The sequence below is a fragment of the Luteimonas sp. MC1895 genome (assembly GCF_016457215.1).
Lineage (GTDB): Bacteria > Pseudomonadota > Gammaproteobacteria > Xanthomonadales > Xanthomonadaceae > Luteimonas.
Map to the genome: position 1 here is coordinate 1,045,951 of NZ_JAEMDY010000001.1, position 21,473 is coordinate 1,067,423.

The 21,473-nt window shown below is 70.7% G+C and carries 17 protein-coding genes, 1 tRNA gene, 1 pseudogene and 1 riboswitch; of the genes and pseudogenes, 12 read left to right on the forward strand and 7 right to left on the reverse strand.

Going from position 1 to position 21,473, the window contains the following annotated elements; translation table 11 throughout:
• Positions 1-116 precede the first annotated feature (116 nt).
• From JG616_RS04600 to JG616_RS04630, 7 genes are all read left to right on the forward strand, one after another.
• Positions 117-1,952: an autotransporter domain-containing protein gene (locus JG616_RS04600; RefSeq protein WP_199391803.1), complete on the forward strand. Its 1,836-nt coding sequence runs from the start codon at positions 117-119 to the stop codon at positions 1,950-1,952.
• Between the two features lie 77 nt (positions 1,953-2,029).
• Positions 2,030-2,103: transfer RNA gene (locus JG616_RS04605), tRNA-Gly, on the forward strand.
• A 92-nt stretch (positions 2,104-2,195) separates the two neighbouring features.
• Positions 2,196-2,573, forward strand: coding sequence for a DUF6746 family protein (locus JG616_RS04610; RefSeq protein WP_199360267.1), 378 nt, complete (start codon positions 2,196-2,198; stop codon positions 2,571-2,573).
• Positions 2,574-2,593: 20 nt separating this feature from the next.
• Positions 2,594-3,523, forward strand: coding sequence for a 30S ribosomal protein S6--L-glutamate ligase (gene rimK / locus JG616_RS04615; protein WP_199360268.1), 930 nt, complete (start codon positions 2,594-2,596; stop codon positions 3,521-3,523).
• A 289-nt stretch (positions 3,524-3,812) separates the two neighbouring features.
• A complete protein-coding gene (locus JG616_RS04620) occupies positions 3,813-4,295 on the forward strand; it encodes a hypothetical protein (RefSeq protein WP_199360269.1) in 483 nt (160 codons plus the stop codon).
• Positions 4,296-4,304: 9 nt separating this feature from the next.
• Positions 4,305-4,988: a response regulator transcription factor gene (locus tag JG616_RS04625; RefSeq protein ID WP_191729758.1), complete on the forward strand. Its 684-nt coding sequence runs from the start codon at positions 4,305-4,307 to the stop codon at positions 4,986-4,988.
• On the forward strand, positions 4,975-6,327 hold the full coding sequence (locus tag JG616_RS04630; protein ID WP_235972873.1) for a HAMP domain-containing sensor histidine kinase: 1,353 nt from the start codon (positions 4,975-4,977) through the stop codon (positions 6,325-6,327). Before JG616_RS04625 ends, JG616_RS04630 begins: the two co-directional genes overlap by 14 nt.
• A gap of 18 nt (positions 6,328-6,345) precedes the next feature.
• On the opposite strand, the gene JG616_RS04635 is transcribed toward JG616_RS04630, so the two are convergent.
• From JG616_RS04635 to metF, 3 genes are all read right to left on the reverse strand, one after another.
• Complete coding sequence (locus JG616_RS04635; RefSeq protein WP_199360271.1) at positions 6,346-7,263, reverse strand: branched-chain amino acid transaminase; 918 nt, start codon at positions 7,261-7,263, stop codon at positions 6,346-6,348.
• A 43-nt stretch (positions 7,264-7,306) separates the two neighbouring features.
• Positions 7,307-7,897, reverse strand: a complete 591-nt coding sequence (locus JG616_RS04640) for a DUF4124 domain-containing protein (RefSeq protein WP_199391805.1) — start codon at positions 7,895-7,897, stop codon at positions 7,307-7,309.
• A gap of 98 nt (positions 7,898-7,995) precedes the next feature.
• Entirely contained in the window at positions 7,996-8,820 is an 825-nt protein-coding gene (gene metF, locus JG616_RS04645) for a methylenetetrahydrofolate reductase [NAD(P)H] (RefSeq protein ID WP_199360274.1), read from the reverse strand.
• Between the two features lie 178 nt (positions 8,821-8,998).
• On the opposite strand from metF, the gene JG616_RS04650 reads away from it, so the two are divergent.
• Positions 8,999-10,159: a zinc-dependent alcohol dehydrogenase gene (locus JG616_RS04650; protein ID WP_199391806.1), complete on the forward strand. Its 1,161-nt coding sequence runs from the start codon at positions 8,999-9,001 to the stop codon at positions 10,157-10,159.
• 26 nt (positions 10,160-10,185) lie between these two features.
• The gene (locus tag JG616_RS04655) at positions 10,186-10,590 is read left to right on the forward strand and encodes a hypothetical protein (RefSeq protein WP_199360278.1); all 405 of its coding nucleotides are present in this window, start codon (positions 10,186-10,188) and stop codon (positions 10,588-10,590) included.
• Positions 10,591-10,656: 66 nt separating this feature from the next.
• On the opposite strand, the gene ahcY is transcribed toward JG616_RS04655, so the two are convergent.
• Positions 10,657-12,120 (reverse strand): adenosylhomocysteinase, encoded by a 1,464-nt coding sequence (gene ahcY / locus JG616_RS04660; protein WP_199360280.1) that lies wholly within the window; start codon positions 12,118-12,120, stop codon positions 10,657-10,659.
• A 50-nt stretch (positions 12,121-12,170) separates the two neighbouring features.
• Positions 12,171-12,256: riboswitch (S-adenosyl-L-homocysteine riboswitch) on the reverse strand.
• A 138-nt stretch (positions 12,257-12,394) separates the two neighbouring features.
• Here ahcY and JG616_RS04665 point away from each other — a divergent pair.
• Both JG616_RS04665 and JG616_RS04670 read left to right on the forward strand, forming a co-directional pair.
• Entirely contained in the window at positions 12,395-14,146 is a 1,752-nt protein-coding gene (locus tag JG616_RS04665; RefSeq protein WP_199391807.1) for a LysM domain-containing protein, read from the forward strand.
• A gap of 329 nt (positions 14,147-14,475) precedes the next feature.
• Positions 14,476-16,746, forward strand: a complete 2,271-nt coding sequence (locus JG616_RS04670) for a prolyl oligopeptidase family serine peptidase (protein ID WP_235972970.1) — start codon at positions 14,476-14,478, stop codon at positions 16,744-16,746.
• A 363-nt stretch (positions 16,747-17,109) separates the two neighbouring features.
• Here the strand turns inward: JG616_RS04670 and metK are convergent, their stop codons facing one another.
• Positions 17,110-18,318 carry a methionine adenosyltransferase gene (metK, locus tag JG616_RS04675; protein WP_199391808.1) on the reverse strand — a complete coding sequence of 403 codons (1,209 nt, stop codon included), beginning with the start codon at positions 18,316-18,318 and terminating at the stop codon, positions 17,110-17,112.
• Positions 18,319-18,450: 132 nt separating this feature from the next.
• Here metK and JG616_RS04680 point away from each other — a divergent pair.
• Positions 18,451-19,389 (forward strand): annotated as a pseudogene (locus JG616_RS04680) (metal-dependent hydrolase); the annotation flags it as partial.
• Between the two features lie 80 nt (positions 19,390-19,469).
• Here the strand turns inward: JG616_RS04680 and dusB are convergent.
• Positions 19,470-20,468, reverse strand: coding sequence for a tRNA dihydrouridine synthase DusB (dusB, locus tag JG616_RS04685; RefSeq protein ID WP_199360289.1), 999 nt, complete (start codon positions 20,466-20,468; stop codon positions 19,470-19,472).
• 27 nt (positions 20,469-20,495) lie between these two features.
• A complete protein-coding gene (locus tag JG616_RS04690) occupies positions 20,496-21,464 on the reverse strand; it encodes a ribokinase (RefSeq protein ID WP_199391810.1) in 969 nt (322 codons plus the stop codon).
• Positions 21,465-21,473 lie beyond the last annotated feature (9 nt).

Consider the following 21,473-nt stretch of genomic DNA (forward strand, 5'->3'; position numbering starts at 1 on the left):
TGCCTGCCGGCGCGCGCATGCCGCAGTGCACATTGAGCGCGCCGGCCCCGGCGTGGAACGATGCGCGGTCGCTGTCCGGCCCCTGCGCCGCGACGGTCCATTGCCAAGGAGCCAGCATGTCGAAGTCCCGCACCGCCCGCACCGCGCTCGCCGTCGCCCTGGCGCTGGCGGTCCTGCCCGCCGCCGCCCATGACCAGCCGTTCTCGGACACGGTCTTCTTCGGCGACAGCCTCACCGACGCGGGCTACTTCCGGCCGCTGCTGCCGGCCAACGTGCGCGCGGTCACCGGCCAGTTCACCACCAATCCGGGCCTGGTCTGGGCGCAGTGGCTGGCCGACCACTACGGCACGGACGCGCGGCCCAACGGCAACGGGCAGGACGGTGACAACTACGCCGCGGGCGGGTCCCGCAACGGCGTGGACGTCACCGGCGCGCTCGGCTTCACGCCTTCGCTGGCCACCCAGGCGACGCGCTACCTTGCCGCCAACGGCGGCCGCGCCGATGCGGATGCGCTCTACACCGTCTGGGGCGGCGCCAACGACCTGTTCGCAGCCACCGCCAGCCCGGCCAATGCCCAGGCCATCATCGGCGGGGCCGTGGCCGCGCAGGTCGGCATCATCGGCAGCCTGCAGGCGGCAGGCGCGCGCTACGTGCTGGTGCCGAACATCCCCGACCTCGGCCTGACGCCCTCCTTCCGCGCGCAGGGTCCGGCGGCGGCGGGGCAGGGCACCGCGCTGGCCACCGCCTACAACCAGGCGCTGTTCACCACGCTCGCCGGCAACGGGCTGAGCGTGATCCCGGTCGACACCTTCGCCTTCCTGCGCGAAGTGGCGGCCGATCCCGGGCAGTTCGGCATCACCAACGTCACCGGCACCGCCTGCATGCCGCAGATCACCGCGCAGTCGCTGACCTGCAACCCCACCAGCCTGGTCAGCCCGGACGCGGCGCAGACCTATCTGTTCGCCGACGGCGTGCATCCCGCCAGCGGTGCGCACGTCGCCGTGGCCGACCTGGCGATCGCCGCGATCGAGGGGCCGCGGCAGATGGCGGTGCTGCCGCATTCGGCGGCCGCCACGGGCCGCAACCGCGCCCAGCGCGTGGGCGCTCAGATCGGCAACCGCGGCGACGTCGAGGGCTCGCGCTGGTGGGCCGACCTTCGCGGTGACTTCCAGCGCTACGCGCACGGCGACCATTACGACGGCACCGGTCCGGCGCTCCTGGTCGGCATGGACTGGGGCGGCGAGGGCCTGGCCTATGGCGGCTTCATCGGCTACGGCGCGCAGGGCAACGACTGGGGCGTGCGCCGCGGCAACTGGGACCAGTCCGAGGCCTCGATCGGCGGCTACATCGGCTGGACCGGCGGGTCCGGCGGCTGGGTCAACGCCCAGCTGGGCTACACCCGCATCGACTTCGACATCGAGCGCCAGGTGCCGCTGGGCCCGGTGCTGCGCACCCACGCCGGCTCGACCGACGGCAGCAGCCTGGCGCTGGCGGTGCAGGGTGGCTGGGAGTTCGGCGACGGTCCGCTGCGCCACGGCCCGGTGCTGGGCGTGGTCGCGCAGCGCGTCGAGGTCGACGGATTCGCCGAAAGCGACCCGGGCCTGTCGACTTCACTGGCCTACCTCGACCAGGAGTTCGACTCGACGGTCGGCAGCGCCGGCTGGCAGCTCTCCTACGCCATCCACGACACGCTGGCGCCCTATGCGCGGCTGACCGTGGACCGCGAGTTCGAGGACGAGGCCGCCCAGGCCTTCGCGCGCTCGCAGTCGATCCAGGGATCTCTGGCCTATGCGGTGCCCGGCGTCGAGTACGACCAGTCCTGGGCCACGCTGACCTTCGGCGCGCGCACGCGGCTGTTCGGCCTGGACGCCGACATCGGTGCCAGCGTCAACAGCGGCCAGAAGGCCGGCAAGCACGCGATGGTGTTCGCCAGCGTCGGCGCCGGCTTCTGAGCGACGCGGCCGGTGCGCGGCTTGGGCCGCGCGCCGTTGCCAAATCCGGCGGCCAGGTCCTAGACTGGTCGCCACGCGCGGGCGTAGTTCAATGGTAGAACTGCAGCTTCCCAAGCTGCTAGCGTGGGTTCGATTCCCATCGCCCGCTCCACTTCCGCCGCATGCGCCGCCACGTCCCACGGGCGCATGCGCCTGGCGCGTGGATTCACTACCATCGGCGATCCCCTGCACGAGGATCCGCCCATGAAGACCCTTCCACTGCTCTTCGCCGGCCTGATGCTGGCGTTCGGCGTCTCCGATTTCGCGCTCGCCGACGCGCGCCCCGATCATTTCGAGGGCGAGCAGGCGGCGTCGCTCGAGGAGGCGCTGTCTCGGCTGTCGGCCTACAACGCGCGGCTGGACGCGATCCTGGCGAAGGACGAGCTCGGTCCCGAGGACACCGCGGAGATCCACGAGCTGACCTACACGCTCGAGAACGCGCTGGGCCGCATCGATTCCGAGGTCAAGGCGATGGCCGAATCGCTGGAGGCCGTGCACGTCGCCTCCGAGCGCTACGAGGTCGACACCGTGCGCGCACAGGGCCGCCGTTACCTGGACGCATCGTCGAAGCTGGTCCGCTGAGCGCCCCGCGGCCTGCCCCGATGAAGCTCGCGATCCTGTCGCGCAACAGCAAGCTCTACTCCACGCGCCGGCTGGTCGAGGCGGCGCGCCTGCGCGGGCACAGCGTGCGCGTGCTCGATCCGCTGCGCTGCTATATGCGCATCGGCAAGGACGGCTTCGCGCTGCGCTACAAGGGGCAGCCGCTGGCGGGTTATGGCGCGGTGGTCCCGCGCATCGGCGCCTCGATCAACCGCTACGGCAACGCGGTGCTGCACCAGTTCGAGCTGATGGGCTGCCACACGCCCAATCCATCGGCGGCGATCGCGGCCGCGCGCGACAAGCTGCGCTGCCACCAGCTGCTGGCGGCCCAGGGCATCGACATGCCGGTGACCGTGTTCGGCGACAACCCCGACGACACCGACGACCTGCTGGCGATGCTCGGGGCGCCGCCGCACGTGATCAAGCTCACCGAGGGCAGCCAGGGGCGCGGCGTCATGCTGACCGAGAAGCCTTCGGCTTCCCGGGGCGTGGTCGATGCGCTGCGCGGGCTGTACGCCACCTTCCTGCTGCAGGAGTTCATCGCCGAAGCCGGGGGCGCCGACATCCGCTGCCTGGTGGTCGGCGACCGCGTGGTCGCCGCGATGCGACGCCAGGCGCCGGATGGGGACTTCCGCGCCAACCTGCACCGCGGGGGGGCCGCCGAGGCCTTCGACCTGGATGCCGGGGCGGCCGGGGTCGCGGTGCGCGCGGCCGACGTGCTCGGCCTGGGCGTCGCGGGGGTGGACCTGATCCTGTCCGCGCGTGGACCGCTGGTGCTGGAGGTCAACGCCTCGCCCGGCCTGGAGGGCATCGAGCGTTCCACGGGTGTCGACGTGGCGGGAACGATCATCGACTTCGTTGCGGCAGGAGCCGCAGGCGGGGGCATGGCGTCTCGGAAGCGGATGAGACCTTCCCGCAGGCGCCAGGTTTAACGGCCCTTTAATTCGCCGGCCGGTAGCGTGGCACGACCGAAATCCCTCGTGCGTCTCCAGGTCTCTGTCGTCAGGTGGATTGCGGTCATCGGGGCAACACTTCTTTCGGCCCGGGCAAGGTTCTTGCCCGGGCCATTTTGTATACCGGCACGCGCCGGGCATCCGGACGCCGTCGCAGAGGATTTGTGCGACCCGTCCGGCGCAGGCAGAATCGGACGACATGCCCCCCACGGCATACGGCCGCATGCATCATCCACATGTCCTGCGAGGTCCATAGATGCACAAGTTGATGCTGTTCTCACTCCTGGCACTCCTGCTCCCGGCCACCGCGTCGGCCACGATCAATTCCGGCGACCAGGCCTTCAAGCCGGACAAGGGCCTGGATCTCAACGCCTCGTTCAACGAGCAGCGTGCGGCCATCAACAAGGCCCTCGGTGACGGGGAGACCTATGTCGAGATCTCGGCCGACGACGTCCGCGTGGTGCAGGATTCGCTGGGCCGCATCTCGACCCTGCTGGCAGGCGCGCAGAGCATCAACCAGATGTCGCCGGAGGCGAAGGTGGAGCTGTTCAACGAGCAGGAGCGGGTCAACACGCTGCTGGTGCGTGCGCACAAGGACAGCCGCCTGGTCTGCCGGCGCGAGAAGCCGACCGGTTCACACCGCCCCACCACGCTGTGCCTGACAGTGGCCGAGCGTCGCCGCCACCGCGAAGCGGCCAGCGACTTCTTCCGCTACAACCCGCGGGCACAGGGCCCGGTCAGCGACCCCTGAGGAGATCCAGTGCGCATACTCGTCATCGAAGACAACCAGGACATCGCCGCCAACCTGGGCGACTACCTGGAGGACCGCGGCCATACCGTCGACTTCGCCGCCGACGGCGTGACCGGCCTGCACCTGGCGGTGGTCCATGACTTCGACGCCGTGGTGCTGGACCTCAACCTCCCGGGCATGGACGGCATCGAGGTCTGCCGGAAGCTGCGCAACGAAGCCCGCAAGCAGACCCCGGTGCTGATGCTCACCGCGCGCGACAGCCTGGACAGCAAGCTGGCGGGCTTCGACTCCGGCGCCGACGACTACCTGATCAAGCCGTTCGCGCTGCAGGAGGTCGAGGTGCGGCTGAACGCGCTGGCACGCCGAGGCAAGGGCGTGCAGACCCGCGTGCTCGAGGTCGCCGACCTCGAGTACAACCTCGACACGCTCGAGGTGCGCCGCGCAGGCAAGCTGGTGCAGCTCAATCCCACGGCGCTGAAGATCCTGCAGTCGCTGATGGAGGCGTCGCCGGCGGTGGTCACCCGCCAGGAGCTCGAGACCCGGGTCTGGGGCGAGGAGCTGCCGGATTCGGACAGCCTGCGCGTGCACATCCACGGGCTGCGGGCGGTGATCGACAAGCCGTTCCCCACCCAGCTGGTGCAGACCCGCCATGGCATCGGATACCGGATCGCGGCACCGGATGCCTCAAGCTGACGACGCGGCGCCCGTGCCCAAGGGGCTCGGGCGCCGGCGTTACCGCCGCCGGCTGCGCAGCCGCATCATCCTGTCCTTCGCCCTGCTCGGGCTGGGCCTGACGGCGATGTTCGCCATCGCCGCGGCCTATGTCGGCGCGGTGGTCGAGGACCAGGCGGTCGGCACGGTGCTCAAGGAAAACCTCGACGACTACGCCGAGCGCTTCTACCAGGACCAGTCGGCACAGCTGTCGCCGCTCGGCAGCGTGCGCGCCTATGTCTTCGGCCCGGACAAGTGGCACAACGCGCAGCCGGACTGGATCCCGCTCGAGTCCGGCGTCTACAACATGAACGGCGTCGAGGGCGGCGAGCCCTTCGTCTACCGCCTGGTGGTGAAGAAGGACCCGGACTACTGGTTCTTCGTCGCCCAGGACATGACCAGCACGGCCGAGGTGCGCGCGCGCATCAAGCTGATCCTCATCGCGGCGGTGGTGCTGTTCACGGTGCTGGCCGGCTTCATCGGCTGGTGGTCGGCCTCGCGCGTGATGCGCCCGGTGTCGGAACTCGCCAACCTCCTGAGCACCTCGGACGAGAGCGCGCGCCCGGCGGCGCTGGCGCCGCACTTCCCCGATGACGAAGTCGGCGAGTTGGCGACCGCGCTGGACGACTACGCCGCGCGCCTGACCGAGGTGGTCCAGCGCGACCGCGAGTTCAACGCCGACGTGAGCCATGAACTGCGCACGCCGCTGGCGGTGATCAAGGGCGCGGCCGAACTCCTGCTGTCGCGCCCGGGGCTCGACGACAAGTCGCTGGCGCGGCTGCAGCGCATCCAGCGTGCCGAGGCCCAGTGCACCGACCTGATCAGCGCCCTGCTGCTGCTGTCGCGCGCCGAGCGCGGCCACGGCAGCACCGACGTCTACCGGGTGGCCGAGCAGCTGCTGGACGCGCACCGCCCGCAGCTGGGCGCCAAGGCGCTGGAGCTGCGACTGGACGGCGGCCCCGGACGCCTGGTGGTGGATGCACCCGAGGCGGCGGTCTCGGTGGCGCTGGGCAACCTGATCGGCAACGCCATCAAGTACACCACCGCCGGCAGCGTGGTGGTGCGCCTGCACGATCGCGCGATCGACGTGATCGATTCCGGGCCGGGCCTCAGCGCCGAGGACGCCGCGCACCTGTTCGAGCGCGGCTACCGCGGCAGCCACGCCGAGCACACCCACGGCGGCGGCATCGGCCTGTCGATCGTGCGCCGGCTGTGCCGGCTCTACGAGTGGCAGGTGCGGGTGGTCCCGGGCGCGGAGCGCGGCGTGGTGGCCACGCTCAGCTTCGATGCCGATGCCGAGGCGGACGCGGGCAGGGCCTAGCGCGGCCCGCGCCCCGGCTCAGCCCTGCAGCGGCTGCAGCCAGCCATGGCGGTCGGGCGTGCTGCCGTCGAACAGTCCGAAGAACAGCTCCTGCAGCCGCCGCGTCACCGGCCCGGCACGCCCGGCGCCGACCTGGCGGCCGTCCACCGAGCGGATCGGGGTGATCTCGGCGGCGGTGCCGCACATGAAGAGCTCGTCGCAGAGGTAGAGGTATTCGCGCGGCAGGTCGCGCTCGACCACCTCGATGCCGGCGTCGCGCGCCAGGCGGATGATCGAGTCGCGGGTGATGCCGTTGAGCAGCGCCGCGCTGACCGGCGTGGTGTGCAGCGCGCCGTCGAAGACCAGGAACAGGTTCTCGCCCGCGCCCTCGCTGAGCAGGCCGGTCGAGGCCAGCGCGATGCCCTCGCCGAAGCCCAGCCGGCGCGCCTCGCGCGCCACCAGCTGGCCGGAGAGGTAGTTGCCGCCGGCCTTGGCCCCGGCGGGGATGGTATTGGGTGCGAAGCGCTGCCAGCTGGAGACGCAGGCGTCGATGCCTTCGGTCAGCGCGCCTTCGCCCAGGTAGGGACCCATGTGCCAGGACGCCACCGCGACGTCGATCGGCGTCTCGGCGCTCAGGCCGAAGCCTCCGAGGCCGCGCCACGCCACCGGGCGCAGGTAAGCCTGCTGCAGGCCGTTGCGCCGGACCACCTCGTGGCAGGCGGCGTCGAGCTCCGCGGCGGTGTAGGGGATCGCCATCTCGTAGATGCGCGCCGAGGCGAACAGGCGGCGGGTGTGGTCCTGCAGGCGGAAGATCGCGCTGCCGCCCGGGGTCGCATAGGCGCGGATGCCCTCGAACACCGACGAGCCGTAGTGCAGGCCGTGCGCCATGACGTGGGTGGTGGCCTCGGCCCAGGGCTTGATGCCGCCGTTGTGCCAGATCCATTCGGGGTAGTGCATCGCGCGGCTCCTGTCCGGTGGATCGCCATTGTGCCGCACGGGCTCAGAGCGAGATCCACCAGCAGTCCATGTGCCGGCGCAGGCCGAACGTGGTGGTCGAGGGCGTGGCGCCGTCGGACAGCACCTGGTCGATGCGCAGCGCAACCGGCCGCCGCGGTGCCGGCGGTTCCCGCGGCGCCGTCGCCGCCGTGCCCATGACCAGGGCCGACAGCGGTGCCGGTGCGGCGGTCGTCGCCTGCGGCGCCCCGGGCGCGGCAACGACCACGGTCTGCGCGGGCCGCAGCGCGGTGACGTTGAGCAGCGGGCGGCGGGCGATCGCGTCCAGCCGCTCGAGCACTGCATAGCCGTTGCGATGGCCCATGCCGGCCCAGTGGTAGCTGCGCGCCAGCCAGTTGGTGTCGCGCGCATCGATTGCCGAGGTGACCTCGAAGATCAGGTCCTGCAGGCGGCGCGAGCAGCCGCCGCGGTAGCGCAGCGCCGCGCCGGGCGTGCTGCCTGCACCGGTGTCGGGCCGGGTCTCCACCGCGCCCAGCGAACCGCAGCTGCGGTCGGTGTATACGGTGCCGCCATCGGGCGTCGTGCAGCGCCGGACCTGGGCCTGGGCCGGTGCGGGCGCAAGGGTGGCGATCGCCACGGCCCATAGCAGCGCGGCAGCCAGGACGGGGTGGCGCGGGGACGGCATCGGCAAAGGGTACCGCGGCGAACGCCCGACGGGCGTGGTGGACGTCGGCTTCAGCCCAGGCGCTCGAGCACGGAGACGGTCGGCCTGGCCAGGTTGAGGGTGTAGAAGTGCAGGCCCGGGGCGCCGCCCTCGACCAGGCGCCGGCACAGGCTGGCCACGAAGTCGCAGGCGAGCTCGCGGATGCTGGCGGCATCGTCGCCGTGGGCGGCCATGCGCTTGCCCAGCCAGCGCGGGATCTCGGCGCCGCAGGCTTCCGAGAACCGCTTCAGCTGGCTGAAGTTCGCGATCGGCATGATCCCGGGAACGATCGGCACCTCGACGCCGAGCGCGCGGGCGGCGTCGACGAAGCGGAAGTAGGCGTCGGCGTTGTAGAAGTACTGGGTGATGGCACCGTCGGCGCCGGCGTCGACCTTGGCCTTGAAGTGGCGAAGGTCGGCGAGCGCATCCTCGGCCTGGGGGTGCGTCTCTGGATAGCAGGCCACTTCGATGTGGAAGCAGTCGCCGTGCTCGGCGCGGATGAAGGCGACCAGCTCCGCCGCCTGGCGGAACTCGCCGGGATGGCCCATGCCCGACGGCAGGTCGCCGCGCAGCGCGACGATCCGGCCGCAGCCGTGCGCGCGATAGCTGTGCAGCAGCGCGGCGATCTCGTCGCGCGTGCCGCCGACGCAGGAGAGGTGGGGAGCGGCGACCAGGCCGTGCTCCTGGATCAGGGCGCGCACCGTGTCGCCCGTGTAGCTGAGCGTGGAGCCACCGGCGCCGAAGGTGCAGGACACGTATTCCGGCGACCAGGCCTTGAGCCTGGACGCCGTGCGGGCGAGCTGCGTCCGCTGCTCGTCGTTCTTGGGCGGATAGAACTCGAAGCTGATCGGGATCATCGCGGCTGACGGAAACGGGGATCGCCCCGAAGTCTATCGCTTTATCGGGATGGATGGATAGATCGGGTCCGGAAGAACTTGCAGGCGCCCTGGCGGCACGCACGCGCCGTGTTCACGGGCCCCGCCCCAAGGTCGGCGTCCTGCCGGCGAATCCCGGCCGCGCCACCAGGAGAGCCGCATGCTGGCAACCACCTACCGCCGCCCGCGCAGGATGCGCATCGAGAACGTCGCCGAGCCCTCCATCGAACATCCCAACGACGCCATCGTGCGCGTCACCCGCTCGTGCATCTGCGGCTCGGACATCCACATCTACAACGGCCTGGTGCCCGACACCCGGGTCGGCCAGATCGTGGGCCACGAGTTCACCGGCGTGGTGGAGGAGGTCGGTCCATCGGTGCAGAACCTGAAGGTCGGCGACCGGGTACTGGTGCCGTTCAACATCTTCTGCGGCAGCTGCTACTTCTGCCAGAAGGAGCTGTACGGCAACTGCCACAACGTCAATTCGCAGGCCAGCGCGATGGGCGGCTTCTACGGCTACACGCACACGGCGGGCGGCTATGACGGCGGGCAGGCCGAACTGGTGCGCGTGCCCTTCGCCGACGTCGGCCCGATGGTGATCCCCGACGACATCCACATCGAGGACGCGGTGCTGCTGACCGACGCCTTCCCCACGGGCTACCAGGCCGCCGAGATGGGCGACATCCGCGAGGGCGACACCGTCGTGGTGTTCGGTGCCGGCCCGGTGGGACTGTTCGCGGCGAAGAGCGCCTGGTTCTTCGGCGCCGGTCGCGTGATCGTGGTCGACCGCGAGGAGTACCGGCTCGAGTTCGCGCGCGGGTTCGCCCACTGCGAGACGGTCAACTTCACCGAAGTCGACGACATGGCCACCCATCTGAAGAAGATGACCGACTGGATGGGCGCCGACGTCTGCATCGACGCGGTGGGCTGCGACGCCAGCGGCAGCGCGTTCCACACCTTCACCGGCAAGATCGCCATGCTGCAGGGTGGCTCGGCGATCGCGCTGCACTGGGCGATCAACAGCGTGCGCAAGGGCGGTCGGATCTCGATCGTGGGCGTCTACGGTCCGACCTTCAACATGATTCCGATCGGGAACGCGGTCAACAAGGGCCTGACGCTGCGCATGAACCAGGCCAGCGTGAAACGGCACCTGCCGCGGCTGATCGAACACATCCGCGCCGGCCACATCTCGCCGCGCGAGATGATCACCCACCGCATCCCGCTGGAAGACGTGGCCGATGCCTACGACATCTTCGTCAACAAGCGCGACAACTGCATCAAGCCGGTGCTGATCCCACCCTCCGCGCGGGGTGACGCGTAATGGCCGGCAACGCACGGGAGACCACCATGGACAAGGCCCGATTCGCCCACATCCCCGGCTGGGGCGCCGACCTCGCGCACGAGAACCGGCCGGCCGTGCCGATGGAGCGCACGCCGCCGCGGCTGGACGTCCCCTGGAGCGACCCGCCGCCGCAGCAGCCGATGACCGTCGAAATCCTGAAGTCGCTGGAGCGTCCGGAGCACTCGCGCACCTTCGGCACCCGCCTGCCGCCCAAGGGCCTGAGCGGCGTGATGCGTCGCGCCGCCTTCAGGCGCAGCGAGAACAACGTCGGCCACTGGCTCATGCTGATCGCCGCCGACCGCGTCGACGTCGTCGAAGGCATGGCCGGGGACCTGAAGCGCTCGCCGCTGAAGCTCGCCGCCGTGGGCGTCGGCGTCGCCGCGCTGGTGTGGTGGCTGGCATCGGACTGACCACCCGATGCCACAAACGGAACGGGCGCCCGAAGGCGCCCGTTCCGCTGTCCCGGATGGGCCGGATCAGTACCGGTAGTGCTCCGGCTTGAACGGACCTTCCACCGGCACGCCGATGTAGTCGGCCTGTTCCTTCGTGAGCTTCGTCAGCTTCACGCCGATCTTCTCCAGGTGCAGGCGCGCGACTTCCTCGTCGAGCTTCTTCGGCAGGATGTAGACCTTGTTGGCGTACTCGTCCTTCTTCGCCCACAGGTCGATCTGCGCCAGCGTCTGGTTGGAGAACGAGTTCGACATCACGAAGCTCGGGTGGCCGGTGGCGCAGCCCAGGTTCACCAGGCGGCCTTCGGCCAGCAGGAACATCGCGTTGCCGTTCGGCAGGATGAACTTGTCCACCTGCGGCTTGATGTTGACGATCTCCACGCCCGCCAGCGCCTTCAGCGCATCGACCTGGATCTCGTTGTCGAAGTGGCCGATGTTGCAGACGATGGCCTGGTCCTTCATCGCGGTCATGTGCTCGACGCGGATGATGTCCTTGTTGCCGGTGGTGGTGACGTAGATGTCGGCCTCGCCGAGGCTGTCCTCGACGGTCGAGACCTCGTAGCCCTCCATCGCCGCCTGCAGCGCGCAGATCGGGTCGATCTCGGTGACGATCACGCGCGCACCGTAGGCGCGCAGCGACGCCGCGCAGCCCTTGCCGACGTCGCCGTAGCCGCAGACCACCGCCACCTTGCCGGCCAGCATCACGTCGAGCGCGCGCTTCAGGCCGTCGGCCAGCGACTCGCGGCAGCCGTACAGGTTGTCGAACTTCGACTTGGTGACCGAGTCGTTGACGTTGATCGCGGGCACCAGCAGCTTGCCGTCCTGGGCCAGCTGGTACAGGCGGTGCACGCCGGTGGTGGTCTCTTCGGACACGCCCTTCCAGTCGGCGACGACCCTGGTCCAGTAGCCCGGGCGCTCCTTGGCGACGCGCTTGAGCAGGTTCTTGATCACCTGCTCCTCGTGGCTGCCCGCGGGCGCGTCGACCCAGGACGTGTCGCCCTGCTCGAGCTCGTAGCCCTTGTGGATCAGCAGGGTCACGTCGCCGCCGTCGTCGACCACCATCTGCGGGCCGAGGAAGCCGCCCTGGCCGTCGGGGAAGGAGAGTGCGTCGAGCGTGCAGTCCCAGTACTCCTCCAGGGTCTCGCCCTTCCAGGCGAACACGGGGGTGCCGGTGGCGGCGATCGCCGCGGCGGCGTGGTCCTGGGTGGAGAAGATGTTGCACGACGCCCAGCGCACATCGGCGCCGATGTCGTTGAGGGTCTCGATGAGGACCGCGGTCTGGATGGTCATGTGCAGCGAGCCGGTCACGCGCACGCCCTTCAGCGGCGCCTCGGCGGCATGCTTGCGGCGGATGGACATCAGGCCCGGCATCTCGTGCTCGGCGATGTCGATCTCCTTGCGGCCCCAGTCGGCCAGGGAGATGTCGGCGATCTTGTAGTCGCCATCGGTTGAAAACTGGCGTTCAGGGCTGGTCTTGGTCACGGCGTTCATCTCTTGCTCCGGTTTCGCGCCCTGTCCCGCTCGCGGGAGGGGTCGGTGGGGTGAACCGGGCGCCGTTCAGATCGTCATCGCCGAGCCTGGTGGGCGGCTTCATCGAAGCCGGTCCATCGCAGCGCCCCTCGGCGGAGCCGCGGATTATATAACGCGCAGGCCGCGCGGACCCCGGCCGGTGGTCCGCGTGGCACCACCTAGGGTCCGACCGGGTGTAGCGCAGGGCCCGGATTGCCTAGGCTGGCGCGAATCCTGGAACAACCGGAAGCCCCCCATGACCGTCAACGCCATCGGATACCAGCAGCCCGTCCAGCCGCCGCCTCCGCCGCCCCCGCCGAAGCAGCACGAAGTGGTGCGCGGCGAGACCATCGACAGCATCGCAAAGGCCAACGGCACCACGCCGCAGGCGCTGATCGGCGCCAATCCGCAGCTGGCCAATCCCGACCACCTCTACCCCGGCGATCTGCTCAACCTGCCGGCGGCCGCGGCCGAGGATGGCAGCGGGGGCGGCTCGGTCAAGGCCACGGGAGACGACACCGCCAGGACCGGTACTGATGCCAATGGCACGAGCTCGAAGAGCGAGGCCAGCGTCGGCGTGTCGGATGACGGTGTGACCGTCGGCGGCAAGCAGACCGACAAGACCACCACCACCGACGCCAACGGCAGCAAGACCACGAGCGGCACCACGACCGGGGCGAGCGTCGGCGTCGATCCCGACAAGGGCACGGTCGCGCTGACCGCCAACGGCGGGTTCACCGAGAGCGTCAAGAACTCGAAGGGCGTGGGCCTGAGCTTCGGCATCGACGGCAGCAGCACGGTCGTCGCCGGCCAGAAGACCACCGACGGCGTGACCACCTATACGGTGTCCAGCGACGTCTCGGTCACGCTGAACGCCGGCGTGGACGTCAAGCAGGCCGGCCTGGAGTACGGCCGTACCGACGGGATCAAGGCGTCGTACGAAGTCTCGATGCCGGAACAGGCGGCGAAGACCACCGACCTCGCCAGCGTCAATCCCTTCGATCCCGCGTCCATGCCGACCGGCACGGTCATCAGGCTCGACGGGGCCAGCTACGCGAGCAACGAGTTCAAGGCCACCTTCCGCAACGTCGCCGTCGAAACCAAGGTGACCAGCGAGGAGGGAACCAGCCTCCTGGTCGAGAAGACCGGCACCGACACCGTGCGCGTGACCGCAGGGCCGACCGAGGCGATCAGCGCCTACAACGGCGTCGGCCTGGACTTCGAACAGGTCAAGCTGATGCTCGGCAACGACACCAGCCTGAGCGGCGCGACGCTCAAGACTGCCGAGTTCGACCTGTCCACGCCCGACGGCCTGGCCGCGTACAACGATTTCGTGGCCACCGGCACCATGCCGGCCGACAACGGCCCCGGGGTGTCCGAAGTGAAGACGATCGAGAAGCTCGACTACTCGTCGCAGGCCAAGGTCGACGTGAAGCTGGGTCCGCTGGAGCTGGGCATCGACGGCGCGCAGAACACCGGTGACTCGGTGGTCACCACCTATCCCGACGGCACCGCCGAGCGCACGGTCAACCTGCAGTACAGCGGCAACGTGCCAATGACGCTGACGCAGACGTTCGACGCCGAAGGCAAGGAGATCGTCTCCGAGCGCGCGTATGCGTTCACGATCAAGGCCGACGAGAACACGTCGCAGATGATCAACGCCGCGCAGACGGGCGACGTCGGCAAGGCGCAGGACGGCCCGGTCAAGCCCGGTGATACCGTCACCATCACCTATACCGAAGCCGAGATGGGGCAGCTCAAGGCCCACGCCGAGGGCGCGCTGGAGGCGAGTGGCGGCATGAACACGGGGTTGCGGGTCCTCACCCAGGACTACGACGGCAACCCGGTGAGCAGCTTCGACTTCGCGATCGGGATGGCGCGCAACCTGGGCGGCTCCGACTACGGCAGTGCGGAACGCCTCTTCACCATCTCCGGCGGCGCTGACGGCAACTTCGGTGACGGCAACTACGTGCAACTGCCGGGCACGGTGACGGTGCACGACAGCTGAGCGCCGCGGCCGGCGGATCGTAGCGACCATGACCGTCGCCACGGTCCCCCTGCCGCGTCGACGGGCTAGGCTCGGAGTTTGCCACCTGCAGGACCTTCGCCTTGCCCACGCCCGTTTCCAGACTGCTGTCCGCGCCGCTGCTGCTCGCCTGCCTGGCGTTCCTCCCCGGGCCCTCGCAGGCCCGCGAGCAGGCCGCCACCGCCGACGCGGCCCGTGACCCCGCCAGCGCCGGCGGCTACCGCCTGCCGGCCTCCGAGCTGCGCGCGATCGTCGATGCGCCCGCCGTGCCGCAGCTGTCGCTTTCGCCGCGCCGCGACCTGCTCGCCTACATGCGGGTGCCGGCGCTGCCGGGCATCGACGTCGTCGCCCAGCCGGAACTCAAGCTCGCCGGACTGCGCATCCATCCGCGCACGCATTCGGCGAGCGCCTTCAGCTTCATCGACGACCTGTGGCTGCAGGAAGTCGACGGTGGCCGCGAGCGCCGCATCCAGGGCCTGCCGCAGCCGCTGGCACTCGGGTCGCTGCAGTGGTCGCCGGACCAGCGCCACATCGCCTTCAGCCAGGTCGACCGGCGCGCGGGTCGCGTCGAGCTGTGGCTGGTCGACGTCGCGGCGGGCCAGGCCCGGCGCCTGCTCGACCGACCCCTGGGCAGCGTCACCGGCAGCGGCTTCGACTGGCTGCCCGACGGCAGCGGACTCATCGCGCTGGTGCGTCCGGACGGGCAGGGCGCAGCGCCGTCCGACGACGGCATCCCGCCGGGGCCGAACATCCAGGAGACCCGCGGCAGCGGCCAGGTGCAGAGCCTGCGCACCTACCAGGACCTGCTGTCGAACCCGCAGGACGAAGCGCTGTTCGCGTACTACATGACCAGCCAGCTGCTGCGCGTCGACCTCGATGGCCGGACCCGCGCCATCGGCGCGCCGGAGATGTACGTCGGTGCCTCGGTGGCGCCGGACGGCCGCCACCTGCTGCGCCAGCGGCTCGAGCGGCCGTTCTCCCACCTGGTCCCGTACTCGCGCTTCCCGCGCCGCATCGACGTGATCGACCTCGACGGCCGCCTGGTCCACACCGTGGCGACGCTGCCGCTGGTGGAAGGCCTGCCGACCGGCAATGACGCCGTCGCCACCGGCGTGCGCCGCATCGCCTGGCGCTCGGACGCGCCGGCGACCCTGGTCTGGGCCGAAGCCCAGGACGGCGGCGATCCGTCGCGCGAGGCGGCCGTGCGCGACCGCGTGTTCGCGCACGCGGCACCGTTCGCCGGCGAGCCGCGGATTCTGGCCGACCTGTCGACGCGCTATCGCGGCGTGTCCTGGGGCCATGGAAGCCTGGCCCTGCTGCAGGAGTCGTGGTGGAAGACGCGGCAGCTGCGCGAATGGCGCCTGGCGCCGGACACCGGTGCGGCGCCGGTCCTGCTGCGCGAAGGCTCCTACGAGGACCGGTACGCGGATCCCGGGACGCCGGTCATGCAGCTCGACGCGCGCGGCTTCGCACGCCTGCTCACCACCGGCGGAGGCGAGACCATCTACCGCATCGGCGACGGCGCCTCGGCCGAGGGCGATCGTCCCTTCCTCGACCGCCAGGACCTGGCCAGCGGGCGGACCGAACGGCTGTTCCACTCGCAGGCGCCGTGGTACGAAGCGCCGTTCGCGCTGCTCGATGCCGAGGCTTCGCGCATCCTGACCACGCGCGAATCGCCGACGCAGACCGCCAACGTGCTGCTGCGCCGCCCCGGCGCCGATGGCGAGCCGGTGGCGCTGACCGACTTCCCGCACCCGACGCCCGCGCTGCGCGACGTGACCAAGGAGCAGATCCGCTACACGCGCGACGACGGCGTGGAGCTCACCGCCGACCTCTACCTGCCCGCGGGCCATGACGCCGCGCGCGACGGCCCGCTGCCGATGCTGATGTGGGCCTACCCGCGCGAGTTCAAATCCGCCGATGCCGCCAGCCAGGTGCGCGGTTCGCCGCACCGGTTCAACCGCATCAGCTACTGGGGGCCGCTGGCCTTCCTCGCGCGCGGCTATGCGGTGCTTGACGGCCCGACGATGCCGATCGTCGGCGAGGGCGAGTCCGAGCCCAACGACACCTACGTGAGGCAGCTGGTGGGCAGCGCGCGGGCGGCGGTGGACGCGGTCGTCGAACGCGGCGTCGCCGACCGTGGGCGCATCGCCATCGGCGGGCATTCCTACGGCGCCTTCATGACCGCCAACCTGCTGGCGCACTCGGACCTGTTCCGCGCCGGCATCGCGCGCAGCGGCGCCTACAACCGTTCGCTGACGCCGTTCGGCTTCCAGGCCGAGGAACGCAACTACTGGCAGGCCACCGAGACCTATCATGCGATGTCGCCCTTCGACCACGCCGACCGCATCGACGAGCCGGTGCTGCTGATCCACGGCGAGGAGGACAACAACTCCGGCACCTTCCCGATGCAGAGCGAGCGCCTGTTCTCCGCGATCAAGGGCCTTGGCGGCACGGCGCGCCTGGTGATGCTGCCGCGGGAATCACACGGCTACCGCGCGCGGGAGTCGATCCTGCACATGCTGGCCGAGACCGACGCGTGGCTGGAGAGTCACGTCAAGGAGGCGAAGCCCCGGCCCTGATCCGCGTCCTGGTCGGGCCTATGCTCCGGGCCCGACCGTCATCGCCATTCGGGAACCCAAACGCTCGCACCTCGCGACGACCCGCCCCCTGTAGGAGCGGCTACAGCCGCGATTGCTGCAACCGCGACGTCATCCTGGGAATCGGATGACGCTGCGGCTGCGGCTGCGGCTGCGGCTGCGGCTGCGGCCGCGGACTCCGGCGGAGCGATCGCGGGCGATCACGCTTAGGCACTGCACGCCGGCGTGGCGGAGCGTGACAGGTACAAAAAAAGACGGGCCGCGCAATGCGGCCCGGCTTGTTCGCGTTTCCTGCGGCTGCGATCGCGGCTGTAGCCGCTCCTACAGCCGCGATCGCAGCCGCTGCTACAGCTTTGCGGCCTTGCGGAGTTCTTCGGCCTTGTCGGTCTTCTCCCAGGAGAAGGCGGTGGCGGTGTGCTGCTTGCCGGCGGCGTCGACGTAGCTGACCTCTTCCGGCTTGCGGCCGAAGTGGCCGTAGCTGGCGGTGCGCTGGTAGATCGGGTGCACCAGGTCGAGCATCCTGATGATGCCGTAGGGGCGCAGGTCGAAGTGGCGGCGGATCAGGCGCTCGATGACGTCGTCGCCGACGTTGCCGGTGCCGAAGGTGGTGACCGAGATCGAGGTCGGCTCGGCCACGCCGATGGCGTAGCTCAACTGCACCTCGCAGCGGTCGGCCAGGCCCGCGGCCACGACGTTCTTGGCGACGTAGCGCGCGGCGTATGCGGCCGAGCGGTCGACCTTGGACGGATCCTTGCCCGAGAACGCGCCGCCGCCGTGGCGGGCCCAGCCGCCGTAGGTGTCGACGATGATCTTGCGGCCGGTCAGGCCGCAGTCGCCCACGGGGCCGCCGATCTCGAACTTGCCGGTCGGGTTGATGTGGTACTTGGTGCCCTTGTGCAGCCACTTGGCCGGCAGCACGGGCTTGAGGATCTCTTCGCGGACGGCCTCGATGAGGTCCTTCTGCTTCACGCCCGGCGCGTGCTGGGTCGACAGCACGACGGCGTCGATGGCCACGGCCACGCCGTCCTCGTAGCGCAGGGTGACCTGGCTCTTGGCGTCGGGGCGCAGCCACGGCAGCGGCGAGCGCTTCTTCTTGCGCACGCGCGCCTGCTGCTCGACCAGGCGGTGTGACAGGTGGATCGCCGCCGGCATGAAGCTCGAGGTCTCGTTGGTGGCGTAGCCGAACATCAGGCCCTGGTCGCCGGCGCCCATTTCCTCGGGCTTCTTGCGGTCCACGCCCTGGGCGATGTGCGGGCTCTGCTTGCCGATCAGGTTCAGCACGCCGCAGGTGGCGCCGTCGAAGCCGACGTCCGAGGAGTCATAGCCGATGTCGAGGATCACCTTGCGGGTCAGGGCCTCGAGGTCGATCCACGCGGAGGTGGTGATCTCGCCGGCGACGATCGCCACGCCGGTCTTGACCATGGTCTCGCAAGCCACGCGTGCGCCCTTGTCCTGGCTCAGGATGGCGTCGAGGACCGCGTCGGAGATCTGGTCCGCGATCTTGTCCGGATGGCCTTCGGAGACCGATTCGGAGGTGAACAGGGTGCTGGACATCGGCCTTATATCCCTTGATTCGGATGGAGAGATGGGCGCGCATGATACATGCGTGCGGCCACCGGCGCATTGTGCCGTCTCGCGCGTGCCTTCGCGATCGCGGCCGGCGGCGCGCGCGGCTAGCATGCGCGGATGGATTCACTGACCCAGATCGTCCTCGGCGGCGCCGTCGCGGCCGCCATCGCGCCGCCCGGGCACCGCCGCGCCGCACTGCTGGCGGGCGCGGCGCTCGGCACGCTGCCCGACCTCGACTCGCTGCCCATCGCGCTGTTCACCGACGATCCGGTGGCGCTGATGACCCTGCATCGCGGCGCGAGTCACTCGCTGTTCGTCCTGCCGCTGCTCGGCTGGCTGCTGTGGGCGTGGTTCCGTCGCCGGGGCGGGCGCGTGGCGCAGGCACCGCGGCGCTGGTTCTGGGCGATCCAGCTGGCGCTGCTGACGCATCCGCTGCTCGATGCATTCACCGTCTACGGGACCCAGTTGCTGTGGCCGCTGCCGCTCCCGCCGGTGATGTGGTCGAGCGTGTTCATCATCGACCCGCTGTACACGATCTGGCTGCTCCTGGCCTGCATCGCCGCGTTCCTGCTGCGTGGACAGGTGGCGGCGCAGCGGGCGCTCGCCGCCGGGCTGGTGCTGAGCACGGCCTATCTCGGCTGGTCGCTGCTGGCCAAGTCCATGGTCGACCGCGAGGCGGATCGCGCGCTGGCCGCCATCGGCCTGGCGGAGGCGCCGAGGTTTTCCGTGCCGATGCCGTTCAACACCCTGCTCTGGCGGGTGGTCGCGATGACGCCGGACGGCTACGTGGAAGGCTTCCACTCGCTGGCCGCCGACCGCGGCGCGATGCGGTTCGAACCGCATGGCTCCGACCTGCGTGCACTGCGCGAGGCCGCGGCTGTCCCCGCCGTCGAGCGCCTGGCCTGGTTCAACCGCGGCTTCATGCGGGCCACGCAGGTCGAGGGCGAGCTCGTGCTCAGCGACCTGCGCATGGGCAACGAACCCGACTATTTCTTCAATTTCGCGGTCGCGCGCCGCGGCGGCGGCTGGCAGCCGATCCCGCCGCGGCAGCTGCGGGTCGAACGCGACATCGGCCGGGCCTGGGACGACACCTGGCAGCGGATCTGGCAGGACCCCGGCGCGGTGGCCGGCCGCGATCAGGCGGCGGAGGGCAGCGCGGGCGCCACGCCGGCCGACAGCGCGTCGAAGTAGTCGCGGGTAAGTGCGAGCTGCTCGCGCGCGGTCGCGGCGCGGTTGACCACGGCGCGGAAGGCCGCGTTCTCCGGCCGGTCCTTCGCGTACCAGCCGAGGTGCTTGCGCGCGATGCGCACGCCCGACGGCTCGCCATAGAAGGCGTGCAGGTCGTGGAGGTGGCCGAGCAGGATGTCGCGGACCTCGGACAGCGCGGGCGGCGGCAGGCGCTCGCCGGTGGCGAGGAAGTGCGCGATCTCGCGGAAGATCCACGGCCGGCCCTGCGCGGCGCGCCCGACCATCACCGCGTCGGCTCCGGTCGCGCGCAGCACGTCGGCCGCCTTGTCGGGTGTCTCGATGTCGCCGTTGGCGATCACCGGGATGCGCAGCCGCGACTTCACCTCGGCGATGGTCGCGTACTCGGCGTGGCCGGTGTACTGCTGGTCGCGGGTGCGTCCGTGCACGGCCAGCGCCTGCACGCCGCAGTCCTCGGCGATGCGTGCGATCGCCACGGCGTTGCGCTGGTCGGCGGCCCAGCCGGTGCGAATCTTCAGCGTCACCGGGACGTCGACCGCGGCGACCACCGCCTCCAGGATCCGCGCCACCAGCGCCTCGTCGCGCATCAGCGCCGAGCCGGCCCAGGCGTTGCAGACCTTCTTGGCCGGGCAGCCCATGTTGATGTCGATGATCTGCGCGCCATGGTCCACGTTGTGGCGCGCGGCGTCGGCCAGCTGGGACGGCTCGGTGCCGGCGATCTGCACGCCCACCGGATCGGGCTCGCCCGCGTGGTCCATGCGCCGCAGGGATTTCTCCGTGCCCCAGAAGCGCGGGTCGGACGTGGTCATCTCCGACATCGCCAGGCCCGCCCCCAGCCGCTTGCACAGCAGCCGGAACGGCTTGTCGGTCACGCCGGCCATGGGCGCGAGGACGACATTGGGGCTGATGGCGTGGGCACCGATGCGCATGCCGCCATTGTCGCCGATCGTGCGGCTTCAGGCGTCCGGAAACCGCGCGGCGACGTCCTCGGCGCGCGGCATCGCGGCCGCTGCGCCGGGGCGTTCGGTGGACAGCGCGGCGTAGCGCGAGGCGAAGCGCACGTGGGCCGCGAACGGCTGCGCCGGCACGCGCGCCAGTGACGCCGCCAGGGCGCCGTTGAACGCGTCGCCGGCACCGGTGGTGTCGACGACCTTGGCCGCCGCCGCCGGACAGCGGTAGTGGGCCTGGGTATCGCCACGCAGCGTGTCTTCGCGGTGCGACACGAAGCAGCCCGCGGCGCCCAGGGTCAGCACTACGGTCCCGCGCGGCAGCAGGGTGCGGCAAAGCCGGTGCAGGCGCTCGCGGTCCATGCCGGCGAGGGTGCCGGGATCGACGTCGCCGCCGCAGTGGCGCGCGAGCAGGGCGGCGAACTCGGTTTCGTTGGGGGTCAGCACCTCGGCCACCGCCAGCAGCCCGCGGCTGCAGTCGGCATTGGCCGGCGCCGGGTTGAGCACGGTGTGGGCCCCGCTGGCGCGTGCCAGTCGCAGGGTCTCGACGATGGCGTCCACCGGCGACTCGAGTTGGGCCAGGACCACGTCGGCGGCGGCGATCGCCACGCCCTGCGCGGCCACGAAGTCCGGCGTCAGCGTCGCGTTCGCGCCCGGCCCGATGACGATGCTGTTGCTGCCGTCGTCGCCCACGTAGATGCCGGCGGTCCCGGTCGGCTCCTCGCTGGCGTGGGCGCGCAGGTCGATCCCGTGGCTGGCCGCGAGCCCGCGCGCGAGGCGTCCGCCATCGTCGTCGCCGAGCGCGCAGACGAAGGTGGTGGCCGCGCCGGCAAGCGCCGCGGCGACCGCCTGGTTGAAGCCCTTGCCGCCCGGGCCGGTGGAATACGCCCCGGCCAGCGTCTCGCCGGCGCGCGGCAGGGCCGCGCAGTGCCAGACGTGGTCGACGTTGAAGGAGCCGGCGACGACGACGCGCGACATCGCCCCGGC

Bases quoted from the DNA above. Each gene is read 5' to 3' on its own strand.
- JG616_RS04600 (WP_199391803.1), top strand. From the start codon at position 117: ATGTCGAAGTCCCGCACCGCCCGCACCGCGCTCGCCGTCGCCCTGGCG.
- JG616_RS04610 (WP_199360267.1), top strand. From the start codon at position 2,196: ATGAAGACCCTTCCACTGCTCTTCGCCGGCCTGATGCTGGCGTTCGGC.
- rimK (WP_199360268.1), top strand. From the start codon at position 2,594: ATGAAGCTCGCGATCCTGTCGCGCAACAGCAAGCTCTACTCCACGCGC.
- JG616_RS04620 (WP_199360269.1), top strand. From the start codon at position 3,813: ATGCTGTTCTCACTCCTGGCACTCCTGCTCCCGGCCACCGCGTCGGCC.
- JG616_RS04630 (WP_235972873.1), top strand. From the start codon at position 4,975: ATGCCTCAAGCTGACGACGCGGCGCCCGTGCCCAAGGGGCTCGGGCGC.
- JG616_RS04635 (WP_199360271.1), bottom strand. From the start codon at position 7,263: ATGCACTACCCCGAATGGATCTGGCACAACGGCGGCATCAAGCCCTGG.
- metF (WP_199360274.1), bottom strand. From the start codon at position 8,820: ATGATCCCGATCAGCTTCGAGTTCTATCCGCCCAAGAACGACGAGCAG.
- JG616_RS04650 (WP_199391806.1), top strand. From the start codon at position 8,999: ATGCTGGCAACCACCTACCGCCGCCCGCGCAGGATGCGCATCGAGAAC.
- JG616_RS04655 (WP_199360278.1), top strand. From the start codon at position 10,186: ATGGACAAGGCCCGATTCGCCCACATCCCCGGCTGGGGCGCCGACCTC.
- ahcY (WP_199360280.1), bottom strand. From the start codon at position 12,120: ATGAACGCCGTGACCAAGACCAGCCCTGAACGCCAGTTTTCAACCGAT.
- JG616_RS04665 (WP_199391807.1), top strand. From the start codon at position 12,395: ATGACCGTCAACGCCATCGGATACCAGCAGCCCGTCCAGCCGCCGCCT.
- JG616_RS04670 (WP_235972970.1), top strand. From the start codon at position 14,476: ATGCGGGTGCCGGCGCTGCCGGGCATCGACGTCGTCGCCCAGCCGGAA.
- metK (WP_199391808.1), bottom strand. From the start codon at position 18,318: ATGTCCAGCACCCTGTTCACCTCCGAATCGGTCTCCGAAGGCCATCCG.
- dusB (WP_199360289.1), bottom strand. From the start codon at position 20,468: ATGCGCATCGGTGCCCACGCCATCAGCCCCAATGTCGTCCTCGCGCCC.
- JG616_RS04690 (WP_199391810.1), bottom strand. From the start codon at position 21,464: ATGTCGCGCGTCGTCGTCGCCGGCTCCTTCAACGTCGACCACGTCTGG.